The 17,027-nt window shown below is 63.8% G+C and carries 16 protein-coding genes and 1 pseudogene; 14 read left to right on the top strand and 3 right to left on the bottom strand.

The window, feature by feature from the left end; all coding sequences use genetic code 11:
- Window positions 1-16: 16 nt before the first annotated feature.
- Together K6301_RS17525 and K6301_RS17520 are read right to left on the bottom strand one after the other, a co-directional pair.
- Window positions 17-2,014 carry a CocE/NonD family hydrolase gene (locus tag K6301_RS17525; protein ID WP_247221811.1) on the bottom strand — a complete coding sequence of 666 codons (1,998 nt, stop codon included), beginning with the start codon at window positions 2,012-2,014 and terminating at the stop codon, window positions 17-19.
- Window positions 2,015-2,092: 78 nt separating this feature from the next.
- On the bottom strand, window positions 2,093-3,676 hold the full coding sequence (locus K6301_RS17520) for an ABC transporter substrate-binding protein (protein ID WP_247221810.1): 1,584 nt from the start codon (window positions 3,674-3,676) through the stop codon (window positions 2,093-2,095).
- A gap of 142 nt (window positions 3,677-3,818) precedes the next feature.
- Between K6301_RS17520 and K6301_RS17515 the strand changes: the two genes are divergently transcribed.
- The 3 genes and pseudogenes from K6301_RS17515 (at window position 3,819) to K6301_RS17505 (ending at window position 6,567) form a co-directional block, all read left to right on the top strand.
- A complete protein-coding gene (locus K6301_RS17515; protein ID WP_247221809.1) occupies window positions 3,819-4,613 on the top strand; it encodes a helix-turn-helix domain-containing protein in 795 nt (264 codons plus the stop codon).
- 94 nt (window positions 4,614-4,707) lie between these two features.
- Window positions 4,708-6,114: pseudogene (locus K6301_RS17510) on the top strand (NAD(P)-dependent oxidoreductase); the annotation flags it as partial.
- 63 nt (window positions 6,115-6,177) lie between these two features.
- Window positions 6,178-6,567: a hypothetical protein gene (locus K6301_RS17505; RefSeq protein ID WP_247221808.1), complete on the top strand. Its 390-nt coding sequence runs from the start codon at window positions 6,178-6,180 to the stop codon at window positions 6,565-6,567.
- A 33-nt stretch (window positions 6,568-6,600) separates the two neighbouring features.
- On the opposite strand, the gene phnF is transcribed toward K6301_RS17505, so the two are convergent.
- On the bottom strand, window positions 6,601-7,359 hold the full coding sequence (gene phnF, locus K6301_RS17500; RefSeq protein WP_247221807.1) for a phosphonate metabolism transcriptional regulator PhnF: 759 nt from the start codon (window positions 7,357-7,359) through the stop codon (window positions 6,601-6,603).
- A gap of 106 nt (window positions 7,360-7,465) precedes the next feature.
- Here phnF and phnG point away from each other — a divergent pair, with 106 nt between their 5' ends.
- The 11 genes from phnG (at window position 7,466) to phnE (K6301_RS17445) (ending at window position 17,025) form a co-directional block, all read left to right on the top strand.
- Window positions 7,466-7,945 (top strand): phosphonate C-P lyase system protein PhnG, encoded by a 480-nt coding sequence (gene phnG, locus K6301_RS17495; protein ID WP_247221805.1) that lies wholly within the window; start codon window positions 7,466-7,468, stop codon window positions 7,943-7,945.
- Window positions 7,945-8,553, top strand: coding sequence for a phosphonate C-P lyase system protein PhnH (gene phnH, locus K6301_RS17490; RefSeq protein WP_247221804.1), 609 nt, complete (start codon window positions 7,945-7,947; stop codon window positions 8,551-8,553). The genes phnG and phnH overlap by 1 nt, the downstream gene beginning before the upstream one ends.
- A gap of 3 nt (window positions 8,554-8,556) precedes the next feature.
- Window positions 8,557-9,663 (top strand): carbon-phosphorus lyase complex subunit, encoded by a 1,107-nt coding sequence (locus K6301_RS17485; protein ID WP_247221803.1) that lies wholly within the window; start codon window positions 8,557-8,559, stop codon window positions 9,661-9,663.
- Window positions 9,660-10,544: an alpha-D-ribose 1-methylphosphonate 5-phosphate C-P-lyase PhnJ gene (locus tag K6301_RS17480; protein WP_247221802.1), complete on the top strand. Its 885-nt coding sequence runs from the start codon at window positions 9,660-9,662 to the stop codon at window positions 10,542-10,544. Before K6301_RS17485 ends, K6301_RS17480 begins: the two co-directional genes overlap by 4 nt.
- Window positions 10,541-11,317 (top strand): phosphonate C-P lyase system protein PhnK, encoded by a 777-nt coding sequence (phnK, locus tag K6301_RS17475; RefSeq protein WP_247221801.1) that lies wholly within the window; start codon window positions 10,541-10,543, stop codon window positions 11,315-11,317. Before K6301_RS17480 ends, phnK begins: the two co-directional genes overlap by 4 nt.
- Before the next feature lie 2 nt (window positions 11,318-11,319).
- Window positions 11,320-12,027, top strand: coding sequence for a phosphonate C-P lyase system protein PhnL (gene phnL, locus K6301_RS17470; RefSeq protein WP_247221800.1), 708 nt, complete (start codon window positions 11,320-11,322; stop codon window positions 12,025-12,027).
- Window positions 12,024-12,638 carry a DapH/DapD/GlmU-related protein gene (locus K6301_RS17465; protein WP_247221799.1) on the top strand — a complete coding sequence of 205 codons (615 nt, stop codon included), beginning with the start codon at window positions 12,024-12,026 and terminating at the stop codon, window positions 12,636-12,638. The genes phnL and K6301_RS17465 overlap by 4 nt, the downstream gene beginning before the upstream one ends.
- Before the next feature lie 153 nt (window positions 12,639-12,791).
- The gene (phnC, locus tag K6301_RS17460) at window positions 12,792-13,652 is read left to right on the top strand and encodes a phosphonate ABC transporter ATP-binding protein (protein WP_247221797.1); all 861 of its coding nucleotides are present in this window, start codon (window positions 12,792-12,794) and stop codon (window positions 13,650-13,652) included.
- Window positions 13,653-13,736: 84 nt separating this feature from the next.
- Window positions 13,737-14,642, top strand: coding sequence for a phosphonate ABC transporter substrate-binding protein (gene phnD, locus K6301_RS17455; protein ID WP_247221795.1), 906 nt, complete (start codon window positions 13,737-13,739; stop codon window positions 14,640-14,642).
- A 116-nt stretch (window positions 14,643-14,758) separates the two neighbouring features.
- Window positions 14,759-15,679 (top strand): phosphonate ABC transporter, permease protein PhnE, encoded by a 921-nt coding sequence (gene phnE / locus K6301_RS17450; protein ID WP_160872977.1) that lies wholly within the window; start codon window positions 14,759-14,761, stop codon window positions 15,677-15,679.
- Complete coding sequence (phnE, locus tag K6301_RS17445; RefSeq protein ID WP_425475423.1) at window positions 15,679-17,025, top strand: phosphonate ABC transporter, permease protein PhnE; 1,347 nt, start codon at window positions 15,679-15,681, stop codon at window positions 17,023-17,025. Before phnE (K6301_RS17450) ends, phnE (K6301_RS17445) begins: the two co-directional genes overlap by 1 nt.
- The last annotated feature ends 2 nt before the right edge of the window (window positions 17,026-17,027 follow it).

The following is a 17,027-nucleotide window of genomic DNA, read 5'->3' as shown; positions in this document are numbered from 1 at the left end:
CCGGAAATGATCTGGCTCACATAAAATCGCGCGGGATTTTCTTCTCGAAGGTCTTCTCGAAGATCTGCGTCTCGCCCTCGAAGGCCCGCACGTTCGCGGAGATCAACCAGTCCGTGGCGATGCAGGCGATGGACGAGGTCGAGATCGTGCGCACGGACCAGCCGGGGCGCTGCATGTCGCAGGTCCAGACGGAGGTGCCAGTCATCGACAGGGGGTCATTTTCGGCGATCGACCAAAGCTCGTCACGCACCTGCCGTGTCGCCAGTCCCGTGCCCGGATGCTCGTGGAGACCGGTATCCTCGTAGATTGTGTACTCCGTGAGGCCATTCGTCAGGTCGCGCTCCACGCCGCGCGCGGTTTCACCGGGCGCAAGCTCGGTGTATTTCGGCAAGGGGTCGGTGTTTTCAGGCTCGGGAATGTCGATAACCCTGAATTCGCCGAGCTTGGGCAGGGCAAGGCCGAGCGAGGCAAGGTCGATGGTCACCCCCGCATCGACCGGCGGCGGCAATACCATGGGCCAGTAGGCGGTGGAGAGCGACAGGCGAATGCGATGGCCGGGGCGGAACCGGTAGCCCATCGCGTCCAGCACGAGGCGGATGCGGGTTTTCTCACCCTTCGGCATCGCCTTGGGCTCTGCATTTCCATCGCGATGGGCAAGGTTGAGCACGCCGAAGGTGACGCGCGTCGCCGTACCGTCAGGATGAATATCGACAAGGCGGGCGCAGAGGTTGCCGATCTCCGCCTCCGTCGAGATGTCGAGCTTGAGCACGGGCTGACCGAGAAAATCCTGCGCTTCGGCAAGCGGTGCCGTTTCAATGACAAGCGATCCGGCATCGTCGAGCCGCTGGTCGAGCGCCATTTCCGCATCAGGCTTCAGTGTGAACCACTCGCCCGCCATGATCCCGGTATCGAGCGGGGACTTCAGGTAGCGGTCATGGCCGGACGCGCCCGTTATCGGCATGCCGGGCGCAAGCGTGCCGTATTGCTCGACATAGAAAGTCGCCATTTCGGGCGTCTCCCAGCTATCCTTTGCGGCCCAGAAGCCGGGGTCGAATTCGCGCCGCAACGCGGGCTTGGGCGCATCCTGGATATAGGCGCGGACCTGCGGCGTCTTTTCGATGCCGTTTTCCTCGCCGCGCAGCCAGCGGTTCCACCAGGCGATGGCTTCTGCGTGGAAATCCATGCGCGGCTTCGGCCAGGCGAAATGCGGATATTTGTGTACCCACGGGCCGATCAGTGCCTTCGCCTTGTCGCCAAGGCCTTCGACTGCTTTCAAAGGCGTGTTGCGATACCCGTCCGCCCAGCCGGCAATGACGAGCGCGGGCAGCGGGAAACCATCGAAATCTTCACAAATGGAACCGTGCTGCCAGAAGGCGTCGCGGCGCTGGTGCTGCAGCCACTCCTCCATGAAGAAATCTTCCTTCTGGAGGCGTTCCAGCCACATGTCGCGCCAGCGGTCGCCGACGATCGCCGGATCGGGCGAGCGCGACTGGTAGGCCAGCATCGTCGCGGCCCAGGACAGCTGGGCGGAAAGGTGCGTGCCGTTCTTGTAATGGATGTCGTCATTGTAGCGATCGACGGTGGAGGCGATGGAAATGACGGCCTTCAGCGCCGGCGGCTTGAGGGCGGCGACCTGGAGGCAGTTGAACCCGCCCCAGGAGATGCCCATCATGCCGACCGAGCCGTTCGACCAGGGCTGTGCTGCAATCCATGCAATGAGCTCGCACGCATTGGCCAGCTCGAGCGGCGTGTATTCGCCGTCGATGACGCCGTCGGATTCACCCGAGCCGCGGATGTCGACGCGCACGCCGGCAATGCCGGCTGCGGCGAAGACCGGATAGGTGGATTCGTCGCGCGGGCTCGTGCCATCGCCCTTGCGGTAGGGCAGGAACTCGAAGACGGCGGGCACGGGATCATCGACCGCGCCGTCCGGCATCCAGATGCGGGCGGCGAGCCGCGTGCCATCGGCAAGCGTGATCCATTCGTTTTCAATGACGGTGAAGGCGCGGGACATGGGCAGTATCCGTTTGGTCAAAGGGAGGCGACTGACCCGACGGGATGGATCACCCCGTCAGGCCGATGCGGCGCTGGCTCAGCTGTCGAACCACACGCGGCTGGCGACATAGCCGTTCGAGACGTCGTTGCCGATGTCGTGGACATAGCCCTTCACCTGCTTGGAGCAGGCGTTGAGGTAGTCGTTGAAGACGGGCAGGATCAGTCCGCCTTCGTCGCGCACCATCAGCGCCGCCGTCCGGTAGAGTTCGCGGCGCTTGGTGTCGTCGAGTTCGGCGCGTGCCTGCAGGATGATCTTGTCGAAGTCCGGGCGCTTGAAGCGCGTATCGTTCCATTCCGCGTTCGAGACATAAGAGGTCGCGTAACGCGAATCCTGCGTCGGACGGCCGCCCCAGTAGGAGGCGCAGAACGGCTGGACGTTCCAGACATTCGACCAGTAGCCATCATCCGGCTCGCGCTTGACGTCGATGGCGATACCGGCCTTCTTGGCGCTTTCCTGGAAGAGCACGGCGGCATCGACGGCACCCGGGAAAGCCGCATTGGCAGCGCGCAGGACGACTGCGCCGGAATGGCCGGACTTCTTGAAATGGAACGCGGCCTTGTCAGGATCGAACATGCGCTGCTCGATATCGTCGGGCGCCAGCGCATAGGCGGCATTGACCGGATAGTCATTGCCGAGCTTTCCGTAGCCACCAAGCACGCGATCGAGAATTTCCTGACGGTCGATGGCGTATTTGAGCGCAAGGCGCAGGTCGTTGTTGTCGAAGGGTGCGGTGTCGCAATGCATCAGGAAGCTGTAGAAGCCCTTGCCACCGGTCTGGAGGATTTCCACGGTCGGTGCGCGCGTCAGGAGAGCGGCAGTCTTCGGCTCCACCATGCTGATGAAATGCACCTGTCCCGACGACAAGGCCGCAATGCGCGCCGTCGTGTCGTTCATCACGATGATCTCGACGCTTTGCACGAAACCGCGGTCGCTGCGCCAGTCGTTCGCGTTCTTCTCGAAGGTCGTGCGCACGCCGGCTTCGAACGAGGTCAGCTTGTAGGGGCCCGTGCCGATTGCAGCGTGCGGGTTCGCTACGCCGCCACCCGGCTGGATGATCAGGTGATAGTCCGACAGGATCAGCGGCAGGTCGGCATTGCCTTCGGTGAGCGTGATCACGAGGTCGCCCGCCTTGTCCTCGATCGACTTGATGGAGCCGAGAAGACCAAGCGCACCGGACTTGGAGCCCGCGTCGCCGTGACGCTTGAGCGTGGCCAGCACGTCGGCGACGGTCATCTCGCTGCCGTCATGGAACTGCACGCCCTTGCGGATCTTGAAGGTCCAGACCGATGCGTCCGCAGACGGCTCCCAGGATTCGGCAAGCGAGGGGACGGCCGCGCCGGTTTCCGGATGGGATTCCACCAGCGTATCGCCCCAGCAGCGTCCGGTGACGAAGGCGACGCCGGCGCTGTAGCCTGCCGGGTCGAGCATATCGGTCGCAGCGCCGCCGTTCAGGCCAAGCTTCAGATGTCCCCCACGCTTCGGCTCCTGCGCCTGCGCGCGGCCGGGCGCAAGGCTTGTCGCGGTCACAGCGAGAACACCGAGGGCTGCGGTGCCGCCGAGGAATGCGCGGCGGTTGAGGCCGGCATTGGCATGAGGTTCGGACTTCCAGATAGGCGTCATGTGGGCGGTTCCCGTTCTTGTGGTGACCCCGGAACATGGCTGGGGTCGTCGTGCCCAGTCGTAGCGAATATCGTGGTGCGTTGATATTTCACGACTTGACGCGAGGTTACGCTGGTTTACGCTACGCTGACAAAGGATCGACATGCAGGACACATCATTTGCGGTCAATCTCCGCCACGCTTGCAGCACCCGCAAATCGGTGTCGGAAATCTGTCGCCAGCTCGGCGTCAACCGCCAGCAGTTCAATCGCTATGTGAACGGCGAGGCAATGCCGTCGCCGCACAATCTGGCGCGGATCGCGGCATTTTTCGGTGTGCGCCCGGGCGATTTCTCGCTTGATCCGGTGAAATTCGAACAGCGTTTGCTGAGTTCGGCTGGCGCTGCCTTCGAGGCGGATGCGCTCCAGACGTGCTTTCCGGGCAATCTCCCGGCGCTTCGGCGGCATCTCGGTTACTACCAGACCTATCACGTCTCCCTGTCATGGCCCGGCATGATCGTCTGTTCCTGCACCCGGATAGACGAGAAAGACGGTGTTGTCCGCGTCAAGACAATCGAGCGTATCCAGGACCGTCCACATGAAATCCGGCAATTCACGAAATATGTCGGGCTGGCCTCTTTCCTGCAGAACCGAATCTTCATCGTCGAGCGCAGCACGCGCGACGAGCCGATGATCGCCGAGACCATCCTGGCGCCGTTCGAAACCCATCAGCGCATCTATCTCAAGGGCATGACACTCGGCATATCCTGGCGAAAGCAGAACCAGCCCTATGCGTCGCGGGCCATCTGGCGCCATCTCGGCACCGATACCGACCGCCGGCTCCTGCTATCACGCTGCGGAGTGCTGCCGCAGAATTCCAGATTGCTTCCGCCCACGGTGCGGGAGTTCCTGGAAAGCGGGGACAGTCCCGTCCTTTGCGCGCCGCTGGGCGGGACCTGACAAACCGGCTCGGCTTGCCCGATCCTGCAATCTCGCCTACGAAACGGGTGAGGATTTGGAGGGGAACATGCAGGAGCGGCAAACCGGAACGACCGACGGCCTCGATCGCGCTTACAAGGTCCTGATCGCCGATCTCGTCGGCCTGCGCTTCGATGCGGAGGGGCGACCCGATGCAGGCGAAGCGCGCGCCTATATCGAAGCCCGCGGCGGGCATTTTCACGACGGGGCTTACAAGCGCGAGGATCTGCCGCCGGGCATTCATTTCTTCTATCAGCCCGATCTCAGCGCCGAGGTCGAGATCATCGCGCAGACCGCGGACGGTCGCTACGATGCGTTGATCGCCGCTGCGACCTTCATCCCCAAACAAGCCGTCTTTCCGCTCGGCGGCGTGCGCATCGGTGCCGGCACCGGCAATATGGGGTCGGCATCCTGGGGCGGTGGCAACGGGGAGGGCGGTACCGCGCCGCTCATGAACACGCCCGGCATCAACAGCCGCGCGACCGCGCAGATGGTGATGAAGGCGATCCTGAACGTGATCCCGGATCTTCCGGTCGATGTCCTGCACCAGCGTGTTGTAGCGGGTGATTTCGATACGGGCCGCGACCTGAAATCCTACCCCACAGCCAAGCTGGAGGGCCGCAAGATGGCGGTGCTCGGTTATGGCAATATCGGCCGCGAAGTGGCGAAGCTCGCCCGTGCCTTCGGCATGTGGGTGTCGATCTACGCCCGCCCGAGCCATCGGCAATGGATTGAAGCCGAAGGCTTCGACTTCGCACCAACGCCTGTCGAGGCGGCGAGCGGCGCGGATGTGCTGTCCGTTCATGTCGGCCTGGGCCGGCTGGATGCGGAAACCCGCCGCTATGCCAATGCCGGGCTCGTCGGCGAGGCCGTGCTTTCGGCGATGAATCGTGGCGCCGTTCTGGTCAATTATGACCGCGGTGAGGTGGTGGATACGGCGGCGCTCGACAGGGCACTGGCTTCCGGCCGGCTGCGCCACGCCGCAATCGACGCCGATCTCTTCAAGAATGCGACGAGCGGCGTCCCGAGCGGGCCGATGCTGCCCTATCTCAAGGTCGCGGAGCGGCATCCCGGCAAGCTGGAACTTCTTCCGCACGCGGCCGCCGATACCGATCATCCCTCACGCGTGGCGGGTGCCTGCCAGGCGGTCGACCAGATCATGGACGTCATCCTCAGGCGGCGGGTCAGCAATCTCAAGGGCGACCTGCCGGAGGGCTACAGCGATGCGGGCTCGAAGGTGCCGCACGGTATCGGGCGCGTCTCGGTCGCAACGCTTGCGGCCGCGGCCGCCGATCCGCGTTTCCTGGACCTGCACGATGTCTCGCGCGAGATCACCGATACGCTGGAGGCGATCGTCGAGGCGGTGCAGGAAAGCATGACGCACCAGCCGACGCGCGGCGACGTCGTCGCGCTCACCACGCTCCTGCTCAGACAGCGCCGGTTGATCGACGCACTCGGGCTGGATGGGCCCGCGGAAGCCTGAGGCTCGGAACTTTCGTGCCGATGAGAAGTTCCCTTCCTGACATCAAATGCAGGGAGTGCTGACATGGCCCATCAGAAAGACGAACGCGGCGATCCGATCACCCGCACCCACGAGCCCGTCCGAAAGGAATATGCGGCTCGCGAGGCGAGGCAGGGCGGTCCCGGAGTTCCCATTCTGAAGGTATTGGGCGTGAGCCTCGTGCTCGCATTTCTTGTCTGGGGCGTGGTCGAGATCTGGGGCAACCGTATCGCGCCCTCCGACCCCACAGATAGCGGTCAGGCCACATCGACCAGCGGAACGTCGACGGGTACCGGCAACGCCACACCCGATGGCGCGATCGACGACACCGCTCCCGATAACGGCCAGACGGTGCCGACGGATCGCGATCCCACGCCACAGTCCGGCACGGGCGGTGAAAGCCAGCGCGTGACGCCCGACGGCACCGCGAACTGATCCTGTAATCCGAGAAACGTGACGGTCGGTGACCTAGGCGGATTGGCCAAGGTTACCGATATCGTCATTTTCTGGCTCCACCGTCAGCTTGACGCGATCCGCGGCGAAGCGCGTGCGCGAATACTGGATCGGCATACCCGCGAGATCGGTGTTGATGGCGGTCGCGACAAGAATGATCGCTCCGGGCGAGAGTTTCAGGTGGCGCATGTCGTCGCCTTCGGCGTGGATCGCGGAAATCTCCGTCGACCGGCGTACATAGTCGGACACGCCAAGTTCGCGAAACGCTGCGGTAATCGAGAGTGTCTTCTCATAAGCGTCGGCGATCCCGGCAAACCGTTCCGCCGGGAAATAATGCGTTGCACGCGATATCGGGCGCTTGTCGGCACTGTTGACGGTTTCCATTCGCACGCACGGCGTTCCCGCCGCCAATCCCAATGCCTGCCCGACCAAAGCGGGCGCAACGTCCATATCCGCCTCCAGCATCCGGCCTTCGATCTCGCGCGCCTGATTTCCGAGGCCCTGCGAGAAGCGCGTTCGCCGTGAAATCGGAAAACGCAGCCTGTCGCGCCGTTCGATGCGGGTGCCGACGCCCTGGATGGGGCGCACGATGCCTTCATCTGCAAGCGTCGCCATGGCGCTGCGCACCGTATGGCGGTTCACGCCGAACCGTGCGGCAAGAACCGTCTCCGGCGGCATCATCCCGGTCTCGTCGAAATCGCCATTATTGATCGCGAGGCGCATGCGGTCTGCAATCTGCCGCCAGAGCGCCACGCCCGTTTGTCGTTCCACCATTTTCGCCGCCCCAAGAAAGATCTGTCACACCCTTGTCATTCCGCCGGATTAAGACAAGAATTAGATGTACAGTTGTCTAGATTAATAGACATTTAGGAGTGAGGCAATGGCATCGGTTCAAAAATCTGCCGACCCCGGCGCGACGGATTGCGATGGCGAGCGACGCAGGGCCATCGGCCTTCTGGCAAAAGCGACCCGCGCCGAATTGCAGTCCGCGTTCGATGCTCTTGATGACAAGCCGGACGCGCAGCCGGTGCGCGGCCCGGAGACCGGCCTCGTGATGGTCCGCGGGCGTATCGGCGGCGGTGGCGCGCCGTTCAATCTCGGCGAGGCAACGGTGAGCCGCGCCAGTATTCGCCTTGATGACGACACGGTCGGCCACGGCCAGACGCTCGGCACGGACGGGGTGAAGGCCCGGCTTGCGGCGATCTTCGATGCGCTTTTCCAGCAGCCGGCACGCAAGGCCGACGTCGAGAGGCTTCTTGCGGCCATTGCGGCGCGTCTTGCCGGCGAGGATGCCGCAAAGGCTCGCCAGACGGCCGCCACCCGCGTCGATTTCTTCACCATGGTTCGCGGAGAGGACTGATGAAACCCGATACCGACACCTTTTCCGGCGGGTTCCCGGAGCCGGTCTTCGCAGCGCAGGCCGTCTTTCGCACGTTGATGGACGGCATGGCCCGTCCCGGCACGGTCGGCGACATCGCCGGCAATGCCGTGCCGCCCGCACCGCTCTCTCCGGCAGCCGGCGCCATTGCACTCACGCTGTGCGATCACGATACGGCCGTGTGGTTGACCCCGGCGCTTGCCGCCTCGGCATTGCCCACCTGGCTTGCCTTTCACACGGGTGCGGCCATTACCGCCGAGCGACAGGACGCCCGATTTGCCTTCGTCGAAAAGGGCGGGGTCCTGCCTGATCTCTGCCTCTTCGCGCAGGGCACGCAGGATTACCCGGATCGTTCCACCACGCTTGTGGTCGAGATCGAGGCATTCGAAGGCGGAAGCCCGTTCACGCTCACCGGGCCGGGTATTCGCACGCAAGAGACCATCGCGACTGTGGGTCTGCCCGACATGTTTGCGCAGTTCTGGGCGCAGAACCGACAGAATTTCCCCCGCGGTGTCGACCTGATCCTTGTCGCTGGCAACAGGGTCCTTTGCCTGCCGCGCACCACCGTCCTGCAGATCAAGGAGGCCTGAGCCATGTATGTTGCCGTCAAGGGTGGCGAAGCCGCCATTGCCAACGCTCACCGCCTTCTCGCCGACCGCCGCCGTGGCGATCGCGCACTGCCGGCGATCGGCATCGAGCAGATCGTCGCGCAGCTCGGCCTTGCCGTGGACCGCGTGATGGCGGAGGCCTCGCTGTACGGCCGGGCGCTTGCGGCGCTCGCCATCCGGCAGGCGCGGGGCGACATGATCGAGGCGATCTTTATCCTGCGCGCCTACCGTACGACGCTGCCGCGCTTCGGCTATTCCAGGCCCGTCGATACATCTGCAATGGTGATCGAGCGCCGTGTCTCCGCGACTTACAAGGATCTGCCTGGCGGCCAGCTGCTCGGCCCGACTTTCGACTATACGCACCGTCTACTCGACCCGTCCCTGCTGGCGGATGCCGATATCGACGCGCCGCTGGAGCGCGAAGACAGCGGGGAGCGGGTCATGCGCGTGTCTGATATTCTCGCCGGTGAAGGCCTTGTCGAGCATGACGGCAGCCTGCCGGACGGCCATGTGCCCGGTGACATCACCCGCGAGCCGCTGGAGTACCCGATGGCGCGCGACCTTCGCTTGCAGGCACTCGCCCGGGGCGATGAGGGTTTCTTGCTGGCGCTCGGCTACTCCACCCAGCGCGGCTATGCCCGCACCCATCCTTTCGTCGGGGAAGTGCGTATCGGCGAAGTCGAGGTAGAGCTCGACATGCCGGAGCTCGGCTTTTCCGTGTCGCTCGGCCGCATTCAGATCACCGAATGCCAGATGATCGCGCAGTTCAAGGGCTCGGCGAAGACCCCGCCGCAGTTTACGCGCGGCTACGGGCTCGTCTTCGGCCAGAGCGAACGCAAGGCCATGGCGATGTCATTGGTGGATCGCGCCTTGCGCGCGGAGGAATTCGGCGAGGATGTCGTTGCGCCTGCGCAGGATGAGGAATTCGTCATCTCCCATTCCGACAATGTGCAGGCGACCGGTTTCGTCGAGCACCTGAAACTCCCGCACTACGTGGATTTCCAGGCCGAACTTGCCCTCGTGCGCCGCATGCGGCGTGAATACGAGAACGCGCAGAATACAAACGCTGATCTTCCGGAGGCCGCAGAATGAGCACGGCAGAACTGGCAACCTACAATTTCGCCTATCTCGACGAACAGACGAAGCGCATGATCCGCCGCGCGATCCTGAAGGCCATCGCCATCCCCGGCTATCAGGTCCCGTTCGCCTCACGCGAAATGCCCATGCCCTATGGCTGGGGCACCGGCGGCGTGCAGGTGACGGCGGCGATCCTCGGGCTCGATGATGTGCTGAAGGTCATCGACCAGGGGGCCGACGATACGACCAACGCCGTTTCCATCCGCGCCTTCTTCCAGAAGGTCGCCAATGTCGCGGTCACGACCAGGACGCGCGAAGCGTCCATCATCCAGACACGCCATCGCATCCCGGAGGAAAAGCTGACGGCCGGCCAGACGCTGGTCTACCAGGTGCCGATCCCCGAGCCGCTGCGCTTCCTCGAACCGCGCGAGACCGAGACCCGCAAGATGCATGCGCTGGAGGAATACGGCCTCATGCATGTGAAGCTCTATGAGGATATCGCCAGGAACGGCCATATCGCCACGACCTATGCCTATCCGGTGAAAGTCGAGGGACGTTACGTCATGGATCCGTCGCCGACGCCGAAATTCGACAATCCGAAGATGCACATGTCGGAAGCGCTCCAGCTCTTCGGCGCGGGACGCGAGAAGCGCATCTACGCTGTGCCGCCCCACACCGAGGTCGTCAGCCTCGATTTCGAGGACCATCCCTTCGAGATCCAGACCTTCGACAAGCCCTGCGCCCTGTGCGGCGCCGAGGACGTCTATCTCGACGAGGTCGTGCTCGACGACAAGGGCGGACGGATGTTCGTCTGCTCCGACACCGACCATTGCGAAGACCGCTGCGCACAGGGCCACCGCGGCCATCTCGCCTATGATAAGGAGGCTGCCGAATGACCGACGCGCCCATTCTCAAGGCCCGCGATATCTCCAAATTCTACGGCGCGCGCACCGGGTGCCGGAATGTCTCTTTTGACCTCTGGCCGGGCGAGGTGCTGGCCATCGTCGGCGAATCCGGGTCGGGCAAGACGACGCTGCTCAATTGCCTCGCCACCCGGCTGATGCCGACGTCAGGTTCCGTCGAATACCGCATGCGTGACGGCCAGATGCGCGACCTCTCCCGCATGAGCGAGGCGGAGCGCCGCTTCCTGATGCGTACGGACTGGGGTTTCGTGCACCAGAATCCGGCGGACGGCCTGCGTATGGCAGTCTCGGCCGGCGCCAATGTCGGCGAACGGCTGATGGCCGTTGGCGAGCGGCACTATGGCAACATCCGCGACACGGCCGGCGACTGGCTGCGCCGGGTGGAGATCAGCGTGGACCGCATCGACGACCAGCCGCGCGCCTTCTCCGGCGGCATGCGCCAACGCCTGCAGATCGCGCGCAACCTCGTGACGTCGCCACGGCTGATCTTCATGGACGAGCCGACCGGCGGCCTCGACGTTTCGGTGCAGGCCCGCCTGCTCGATCTCCTGCGCGGCCTCGTTCAGGATCTCGGCCTTTCGGCGATCATCGTCACGCATGACCTTGCCGTCGCGCGCCTGCTTTCGCACCGCATGATGGTGATGAAGGAGGGCCTCGTCATCGAGCAGGGCCTGACCGATCGCGTGCTCGACGATCCGCGCGAAGCCTATACCCAGCTCCTCGTTTCCTCGATCTTGCAGGTTTAACCATGGCTACTCCACTCGTCGTTTCCGAAGTCGCCAAGAGCTTCACCATGCATCTCCGCGACGGCATCCGGTTGCCCGTCATGTCCAACGTCACCTTTTCGGTGAAGGCCGGCGAATGCGTCGTGCTGGGCGGTCCCTCCGGCATTGGCAAGAGTTCGCTGCTCAAGATGGTCTATGGCAATTATGCCGTCGATGGCGGCCAGATCCTCATCGAACACGGCGGCCGCCTGCTCGACCTGGCGAGCGCCGATCCCCGCACGATCCTGTCCGTGCGCCGGGCAACACTCGGCTATGTCAGCCAGTTTCTGCGAACGGTGCCACGGGTCGCGGCTGTCGATGTCGTCGCCGATCCGATCACGGCGCGGGGAACGGACGTGAAAGAGGCGAGGGGCATGGCCGAAGCCATGCTGGCGCGCCTCAACCTGCCGCGTGAACTGTGGCAATTACCGCCGGCCACCTTCTCCGGTGGCGAGCAGCAGCGCGTCAACATCGCCCGCGGTTTCATCACCGATCACCGTATCCTCCTGCTCGATGAGCCGACGGCTTCGCTCGACGCGAAGAACCGTGCCGTCGTAGTGGGCATGATCGAGGAGAAGAAGGCCGCAGGCGTGGCGCTTCTCGGCATCTTCCACGACGAAGATGTGCGCGAAAGGGTCGCCGATCGCATCGTGGATGTCTCCGCCTTCTCGCCGAGAAAGGCCGTGCCATGACGAAGCTCTCCGAAACGCCGCTAATCCACCCGACGGCGATCGTCGCCGATACGATGCTTGGCCGCTACACGGAAGTTGCCGAGAACTGCCGTATCAGCGAGGCGGAAATCGGCGACTATTCCTATATCATGGAGAGCGGCTCGGTCTGGTGCACGACGATCGGCAAGTTCGTCAACATCGCCGCCTGCGTGCGCATCAACGCAACGAACCACCCGATGTGGCGCGCGACGCTGCATCACTTCACCTACCGCGCCAACGATTACTGGCCCGATGCGGACCAGGAAGCGGATTTCTTCGCACGACGGCGCGAGCATCGGGTCACGATTGGGCACGATGTCTGGATCGGCCACGGGTCGACCATCCTGCCGGGCGTCACGATCGGCAACGGCGCGGTCGTGGGATCGGGTGCGGTCGTCACCAAGGACGTCGAACCCTATACCATTGTCGGCGGTGTCGCGGCGAAAGTCATTCGTGAGCGCTTCCCGCGAAGCATCGCCGAACGCATGGAAAAACTCGCGTGGTGGGACTGGGATCATGGCCGGCTGCGCAGCGCGCTCGATGACTTTCGCAAACTTGACGCAGAAGCCTTCCTTTCCCGCTACGGCGGGTGAGAAGGCGTGCCGCAATGCCTGAAAACCAGGCCTGTGGACTGTTATTTTTCCGACATGGAACTGACATGGCCCTTTCATCAACGACGTTTAGAGCCAGTCCCGAAAGCGACAGGACCCAAGCCCGGGCGCCGAGCGAAGGAAGAGGGAGCTGCCATGTTCCGACTGAAGAATGTCACCCGCCGTTTCGGCGAGCGCGTTGCCGTCGACAACGTGACGTTCGACATCCCGCAGGGCCAGATGGTCGGCGTCATCGGCCGTTCGGGCGCAGGCAAGTCGACCATGCTGCGTATGATCAACCGCCTTGCCGATCCGAGCGAGGGCACGATCCATTTCAACGATATCGAGGTGTCGTCGCTGCGCGGCTCGGCGTTGCGCAACTGGCAGCGCGACTGCGCGATGATCTTCCAGCAGTTCAACCTCGTGCCGCGCCTGGATGTACTGACCAATGTCATGCTCGGCCGCCTCAACCATCGTTCGACCATCCTCAGCCTGCTGAGCATCTTCAGCAACGACGAGCGCATCATGGCGATTGCCGCCCTGGAACGGCTCGGTATCGAGCAGACGGCGCTCCAGCCCGCGGGCACGCTCTCGGGCGGCCAGCAGCAGCGCGTGGCGATCGCCCGCGCGCTGATGCAGAACCCCAAGATGCTGCTTGCCGACGAGCCGATTGCCTCTCTCGACCCGCTGAACGCCAAGATCGTGATGGATGCGCTGCGCGACATCAACGAGCGCGAGGGCATCACCGTCGTCACCAACCTGCACACCCTCGATACGGCGCGCGCCTATTGCGAGCGCATCATCGGCATGTCGGGCGGTCGCGTGGTTTTCGACGGCCCGTCGCGGGAGCTGGACGCCGAGGCGGTGCGCACGATCTACGGCACGGGTTCAGATGGCGCGGAGATCGACGAGAGGGTCACGTCCACCGCCATTCGCAACCCTGCACGGCAGGACAACGAACCCGACAACGACAAGGAATCCGCCAGCCCCACACCGCTGGCACTGGCCGGTCTCTGACCCGCCGGGATCGAACGCCCGCGTCAAGGGCAACACAGACCGACAGGATTCGACTGCCGGCGAGGCCGGCAAAAGGAGAACGCAATGTTGAAGAAAGCTCTGCTCGCCGCCGTCGCAATCGCCGTGACGGCCGGTTCCGCCATGGCCCAGGACGTCAAGGTCCTGCGCATCGGTCTCGACGGCTCGGAAAACGAAGCCGACCAGATCCGCAACACCCAGTGCGTTGCCGACGGCCTGAAGGCCGCGACCGGCGTGCCGGAAGTCCAGATCTTCCCGTCGCCGGACTATAACGGCGTCATCCAGGGCCTGCTCGGCGGCACGATCGACATCGCCTCGATGGGCGCGTCGTCCTACGCCGCCATCTACCTTCAGGACCCGAAGGCCGTCGACCCGATCCTGACCTACACGCAGTCGGACGGCTCCAGCGGCTATTACTCCATCATGGTCGCCCGCAAGGATTCCGGCATCAAGACGCTGGCCGACGCCAAGGGCAAGAAGATCGGCTTCGCCGACCCGGATTCGACCTCGGGCTACCTCGTGCCGAGCGTGACGCTGCCGAAGGAAATCGGCATGCCGGTCAAGGAATACTTCTCTGAAACCGGCTTCGGCGGCGGCCACGAAAACCTCGTTCTCGCCGTTCTCGACGGCAAGTTCGATGTGGGCACGACCTTCGGTTCGGGCGTCGGCAAGTGGGAAGAGGGGTATACGGGCGGCAACCTCTACCAGATGGTCAACAAGGGCAACCTCGACATGGACGATATCGTCGAGGTCTGGAAGTCGCCGCTGATCCCGAACGGCCCGCTGATGGTGTCCAACAAGCTGGCGGAAGACATGCGCGCCAAGGTCGAGCAGTATTTCTTCGAGCTGCCGAAGAAGGACCTCGCCTGCTTCCAGTCCTACACGCAGGGCGCCAACAAGGACTACATCAAGGTCGACCAGTCGTTCTACCAGACGATCATCGACGCCCGTAAGTCCGTCATCGGCGGTTGATCGCCAACATGATGGGTGGCGCCTCAGGCGCCACCCGCCCCACAGGAGAAAGCGGCATGGCGTCCGGCACGGCTGAAAACACGATGAGCGGTCTTGGACCGTCCGCCGCCGCGGTGATGCGGCACTACCAGCAGCAGCTGCGCACGCGGCGGATCTATACCGTCCTCGCGATCGTCGTCTTCCTCGTGGCGCTCTGGGCGTCGCTCGATTTCGCCAACAGCGCGAATTCCGGCAAGTTCTTCGAACGCCTGCCCTACGTTTTCGACTTCATCCGCAATTTCGTGCCCGACAGCCCGATGGAAATCGTGCGTGCGATGTTCGACCTGCCGTCGCCCTATGCCGACGGGTCGCTGCGCTACGACTACACGTCCGAGCGGGTCTACATCACGGATGGCTTCTATATCCCGCATTTCATCTACCAGCTGATCATCACCGTGAATATCGCGCTGATCGCCACAATCATCGGCTTCGTGCTGGCCTTCCTGCTCTGCTTCTTCGCCTCGACCAATCTCGTCGGCGCGGGCGCCACGCGCTGGGTCGTACGCCGGATCATGGAGGTCATGCGCGCCTTTCCGGAAATCGTGGTCGCCGGCCTCCTGACCGCCATCCTGTCCATCGGGCCGATCGCCGCCATCGTGGCGATCACCATCCACACGATCGGCGCGCTCGGAAAGCTGTTCTTCGAGGTCGTAGAGAACGTCGATATGCGCCCGGACGAGGGGCTGCGCGCCACCGGGGCGCGCTGGGTCGAGCGCGTGCGTTATGCCATCGTTCCCCAGGTCCTGCCGAATTTCGTGTCCTACACGCTGCTGCGTGCCGAGATCAATGTGCGGGCCTCGACGATTATCGGCGCCGTCGGGGGCGGCGGTATCGGCGAGGTGTTCCGCCTGGCCATCGGCCGCGACCACGCCGCCAAGACCTATGCGATCGTCATCCTCCTGCTCGTCACCATCATCGCGGTCGACCAGTTTTCGTCGTGGCTGCGCCGGCGCCTGATCGGCCAACAGTTCCTCGACGCCGCACGGGGAGCCGTCTGATGTCGCCGACCATGATCCACGCCGCCGAGCGCGACCGGCTTCTGGCTTCCTATCCCGATGTCTTCCGGCGCAGCTTCTGGCAGCGATGGGGGCTCGCGCTGTGTGCCGGCGTTACCGTCCTTTATCTCGCCGTCTGCTTTGTTGCCTTCAATGTCGGTCCGGCCTTCATGCAGGGGCGCTGGGACCGTGCCGCCATCTATGTCCAGGACTGGTATTCCTGGCGCGCGCAACCGCGCCTGCGTTTCGTCGATGGCGCCGTCGTGCCGCAATGGTCTAGCCGCCGGCAATATCCTGAGGGGGCTGATATCGACTGGCTCCGTCCGATGGCGGATGGTGGCTATAGCGTGATTTACGACGGTGAGGGGAACCGGCTGGACGTCCATCCCGACCGCGTCGATATCCTTGTCGACGGAGCATCCTATCCGGTCGCCATCACCGCGGATGGTGTGGAGCCGCCGGAAGGCGCGCCTGCGGGCGTTGTTTTCGATGGCACGAAGGTCATGGTCGATTATGGCTTCGAGGGCGGCGCCGAGATCCGCGGATCGCAGGTCTATGTCCAGCGCCGGTTCCTCGGCTGGGCCAACTTCTTCTTCGATATCCGTTCGCCCTTCTGGGGAAAATCGTTCGGCGAGATCGCGAACCTCGCGCTCCTGGCCGAGCGCGTCGATCCGGATCGTTCGAACGTGCGCCATATGGTCGATGACTTCCTGGGCAATAGCGCCTGGCAGCATGCCGACATCCTGTCCAAGCTCCTCCAGACACTGGTCATGGCTTTCGTCGGCACGCTTCTCGGCACGCTGTTTGCCCTGCCGCTCGCCTTCATTGCCGCCCGCAACATCACGCTGAACCGCGCCGCGAACTGGGGCATGAAGCGGCTCTTCGATTTCCTGCGGTCGATCGACATGCTGATCTGGGCGCTGTTCTTCACGCGCGGTTTCGGCCCCGGACCGATCCCCGGCATCGCCGCGATCTTCTTCACGGACACGGGCGCGCTTGGTAAGGTCTATGCCGAGGCGCTGGAGAATGTCGACGACAAGCAGCGCGAGGGGGTGAAGTCCGTCGGGGCATCGTCCGTGACGGTCAACCGGTTCGGTGTGTTGCCGCAGGTCCTGCCGGTCTTCGTCTCGCAGTCGCTTTACTTCTGGGAATCGAACACCCGGTCCGCGACGATCATCGGCGCGGTCGGCGCCGGCGGCATCGGTCTGAAGCTCCTGGAGGCGATGGGCACGAATGCCGATTGGGACAAGGTGGCCTATATGGTGGTGCTGATCCTCATCGTGGTCTTTGTATTCGATGGAATTTCGAATGCGCTGAGGTCGCGATTGATCGGAAAGCCGATGCATTGATC

Origin of the sequence: Shinella oryzae, assembly GCF_023038235.1 — a bacterium.
GTDB lineage: Bacteria > Pseudomonadota > Alphaproteobacteria > Rhizobiales > Rhizobiaceae > Shinella > Shinella sumterensis.
Note: the sequence above shows the minus strand (reverse complement) of the source record. Positions and strands in the feature narration are given on the sequence as shown.

Bases quoted from the DNA above. Each gene is read 5' to 3' on its own strand.
- K6301_RS17525 (WP_247221811.1), bottom strand. From the start codon at position 2,014: ATGTCCCGCGCCTTCACCGTCATTGAAAACGAATGGATCACGCTTGCC.
- K6301_RS17520 (WP_247221810.1), bottom strand. From the start codon at position 3,676: ATGACGCCTATCTGGAAGTCCGAACCTCATGCCAATGCCGGCCTCAAC.
- K6301_RS17515 (WP_247221809.1), top strand. From the start codon at position 3,819: ATGCAGGACACATCATTTGCGGTCAATCTCCGCCACGCTTGCAGCACC.
- K6301_RS17505 (WP_247221808.1), top strand. From the start codon at position 6,178: ATGGCCCATCAGAAAGACGAACGCGGCGATCCGATCACCCGCACCCAC.
- phnF (WP_247221807.1), bottom strand. From the start codon at position 7,359: ATGGTGGAACGACAAACGGGCGTGGCGCTCTGGCGGCAGATTGCAGAC.
- phnG (WP_247221805.1), top strand. From the start codon at position 7,466: ATGGCATCGGTTCAAAAATCTGCCGACCCCGGCGCGACGGATTGCGAT.
- phnH (WP_247221804.1), top strand. From the start codon at position 7,945: ATGAAACCCGATACCGACACCTTTTCCGGCGGGTTCCCGGAGCCGGTC.
- K6301_RS17485 (WP_247221803.1), top strand. From the start codon at position 8,557: ATGTATGTTGCCGTCAAGGGTGGCGAAGCCGCCATTGCCAACGCTCAC.
- K6301_RS17480 (WP_247221802.1), top strand. From the start codon at position 9,660: ATGAGCACGGCAGAACTGGCAACCTACAATTTCGCCTATCTCGACGAA.
- phnK (WP_247221801.1), top strand. From the start codon at position 10,541: ATGACCGACGCGCCCATTCTCAAGGCCCGCGATATCTCCAAATTCTAC.
- phnL (WP_247221800.1), top strand. From the start codon at position 11,320: ATGGCTACTCCACTCGTCGTTTCCGAAGTCGCCAAGAGCTTCACCATG.
- K6301_RS17465 (WP_247221799.1), top strand. From the start codon at position 12,024: ATGACGAAGCTCTCCGAAACGCCGCTAATCCACCCGACGGCGATCGTC.
- phnC (WP_247221797.1), top strand. From the start codon at position 12,792: ATGTTCCGACTGAAGAATGTCACCCGCCGTTTCGGCGAGCGCGTTGCC.
- phnD (WP_247221795.1), top strand. From the start codon at position 13,737: ATGTTGAAGAAAGCTCTGCTCGCCGCCGTCGCAATCGCCGTGACGGCC.
- phnE (WP_160872977.1), top strand. From the start codon at position 14,759: ATGCGGCACTACCAGCAGCAGCTGCGCACGCGGCGGATCTATACCGTC.
- phnE (WP_425475423.1), top strand. From the start codon at position 15,679: ATGTCGCCGACCATGATCCACGCCGCCGAGCGCGACCGGCTTCTGGCT.